This is a genomic window from Okeania sp. SIO2C2 (genome assembly GCF_010692625.1).
GTDB lineage: Bacteria > Cyanobacteriota > Cyanobacteriia > Cyanobacteriales > Microcoleaceae > Okeania > Okeania hirsuta.
Window position 1 is genome coordinate 1 of sequence record NZ_JAAHGM010000148.1, and the last position, 2,387, is coordinate 2,387.

General features: G+C 39.0%; 1 protein-coding gene and 1 pseudogene. One reads left to right on the forward strand and one right to left on the reverse strand.

Translation table 11 applies throughout. The annotated features are described in order from the left end of the window. Positions 1-570: 570 nt before the first annotated feature. A complete protein-coding gene (gene argC, locus F6K18_RS35940) occupies positions 571-1,629 on the reverse strand; it encodes an N-acetyl-gamma-glutamyl-phosphate reductase (protein ID WP_287528133.1) in 1,059 nt (352 codons plus the stop codon). A 295-nt stretch (positions 1,630-1,924) separates the two neighbouring features. Here argC and F6K18_RS35945 point away from each other — a divergent pair. Further along, a pseudogene (locus tag F6K18_RS35945) lies at positions 1,925-2,260 on the forward strand (porphobilinogen synthase); the annotation flags it as partial. Positions 2,261-2,387: the final 127 nt, after the last annotated feature.

The following is a 2,387-nucleotide window of genomic DNA, read 5'->3' on the forward strand; positions in this document are numbered from 1 at the left end:
ATGGTTAGAGTCATACAAAAATTCTAACACAGAATGATTACTCTATAGCTCTATATCTATACTGTTGCAGATTTTTCCGGTCAATCCCGGAAAAAATCGGCTTGAGGGGTCCATGTATCCCGACGCTCATCTTTCAGATAGAGCGCGGGACTTATAGCCCCTCAAACTCCCCATCAGTTAAATAGCAGTCAGCACTCAGCGGTCAGCACTCAGCATGATTGACTTTTTTTGACACCCTCGTCGGGGATTTCAACCCCGACTCAACTATCCTGCGCATTAGTTGCCGGGATTTAATCCAAGGTTAAAAAGCTGAAGCGCTGTTTGCAAAGCATTCCGGTAAGGAAAATGCTGAAGTGCGCTATAGCTAGTTAATGACGTAAAAACATAGACATTTTGTAGATATAAGTCTTGGATAGTCCATGTTTTTCAGCTTTAGCAAGCAACAGAAAACAAATCTATATATATAGAACTACAAGAACTGGTTAGGACATTTTTCAATCCTAAAACCCTTTGACAGTTTGCTATTTCCTGTTCCCTGTTCCCTATTCCCTAGTGCGTAATGCTATACTATTAGGGATAAAAACTCAACTGGGGTAATCCCAGGGTTTCTTCCCAACCCATCATCAAATTCATACACTGAACACCCTGACCAGCTTGACCTTTAATCAAATTATCAATAGCTGACATAATAATCACTCTATCAGTACGGTGATCCACCTCAATACCAAGATAACAGAGATTAGTGCCACAAGCCCATTTAGTTTGAGGATAAGTACCACTAGGCAATACTTTCACCCAAGGGCAATTACGATAAAAAGCATTATAAATAGTCAGCAAATCTTCTCGCACTAACCCAGGGTCTCGCAGAGTACCATAAACTGTAGCTAATATTCCCCGCACCATTGGCATCAGATGAGGAGTAAATTGCACCTTCACATCATAACCAGCCAAATTACCACAAATTTTTTCAATCTCTGGAGTATGTCGATGACTAGCTACTCCATAAGCACCAATAGAATTATCCGCCTCAGCTAGTAACATATTAATAGCTGCTTTGCGACCACCTCCAGAAGTCCCTGACTTCGCATCAATAATTGCAGTTTCCGGTACTATCAAACCCTGTTTAAATAGTGGGGAAAGTGCTAAAAGACTAGCCGTGACATAGCAACCAGGGCAACCTATAAGTTGAGCATTGGCAATGCGATCGCGATACAATTCTGGTAAACCGTAGACAGCAGTTGCAACTATTTGTTTATCTGTGCGTTCTCCACCATACCAAGATTGATAAGTCTCTAAATTAGAAAATCGATAGTCAGCGGATAAGTCCAATACTTTACATCCCTTTTCCAAAAGAGTTGGTGCCATCTTCCAAGCTAAACCATTGGGAAGAGAAAGGAAAACTACCTGACATTTACTGGCTATCTTGTCCAAATCTATTGGCTCTACAATTAAATCTACACAATGCTCCAAGTGAGGGTAGATTGAAGAAAAAGGTTTCCCCGCACTGCTGTCACCCCCCAAGTACACAACCTCAGCCTTTGGATGATCCTCAAGCAGCTTGACAAGTTGCACCCCGCCATAGCCGGAAGCACCTACAATTCCTATTGGCACAGGTGCCGATTCATTCATAATATTAACTCCTAAGTAATTTTAGTAGCAAAAATTTTAACTTTTGCTGCATTTTAGTACTAAATTTTAATTTTGGTGATATTTAACATTTTGTTTTATAGTTTTTGTTTTTTTGAGCATTGGGAAAGTGGTTTGTCAAAAGTTTTTAATTGTATCAAATTTTATTAATTAGTGATGTGATTACGATCAATTGGCCATACTAAATATAAAGAATTGTTATTTGAGTATTAATTTTTAGATCGAGATACCATAAACTTTTTCTTAGTCAATAACATAGTTCTAATTAGAAAAGAATATGTTTCCAGTACATCGCCCTCATCGTCTTCGTAACCATCCCCAGCTACGTCGTATGGTACGAGAAAATATAGTTAATACTAACGATCTGATCTATCCTCTTTTTGCTGTACCAGGAGAAAATGTATCCAAATAAGTGAAATCAATGCCTGGGGTTTATCAACTATCAATAGACAAAATAGTTGAGGAAGCTAAAGAAGTATATGATTTAGGAATTCCCGCGATCCTGTTGTTTGGCATTCCTGATGATAAAGATATTGAAGCTACAGGAGCTTGGCATGACTGTGGTATCGTCCAAAAAACTACAACGGCAGTCAAAGAAGCAGTGCCAGATTTATAGTAGTTACAAATAAGAACCAGCAGTAGAATAGGGGGAAGAATTAACTTTTTGGATTATGGCTTACAGCATAGATTTACGGGAACGAGTTGTCAACTTTGTGAAGAATGGTGGTAGTAAGGCACAA

Bases quoted from the DNA above. Each gene is read 5' to 3' on its own strand.
- argC (WP_287528133.1), bottom strand. From the start codon at position 1,629: ATGAATGAATCGGCACCTGTGCCAATAGGAATTGTAGGTGCTTCCGGC.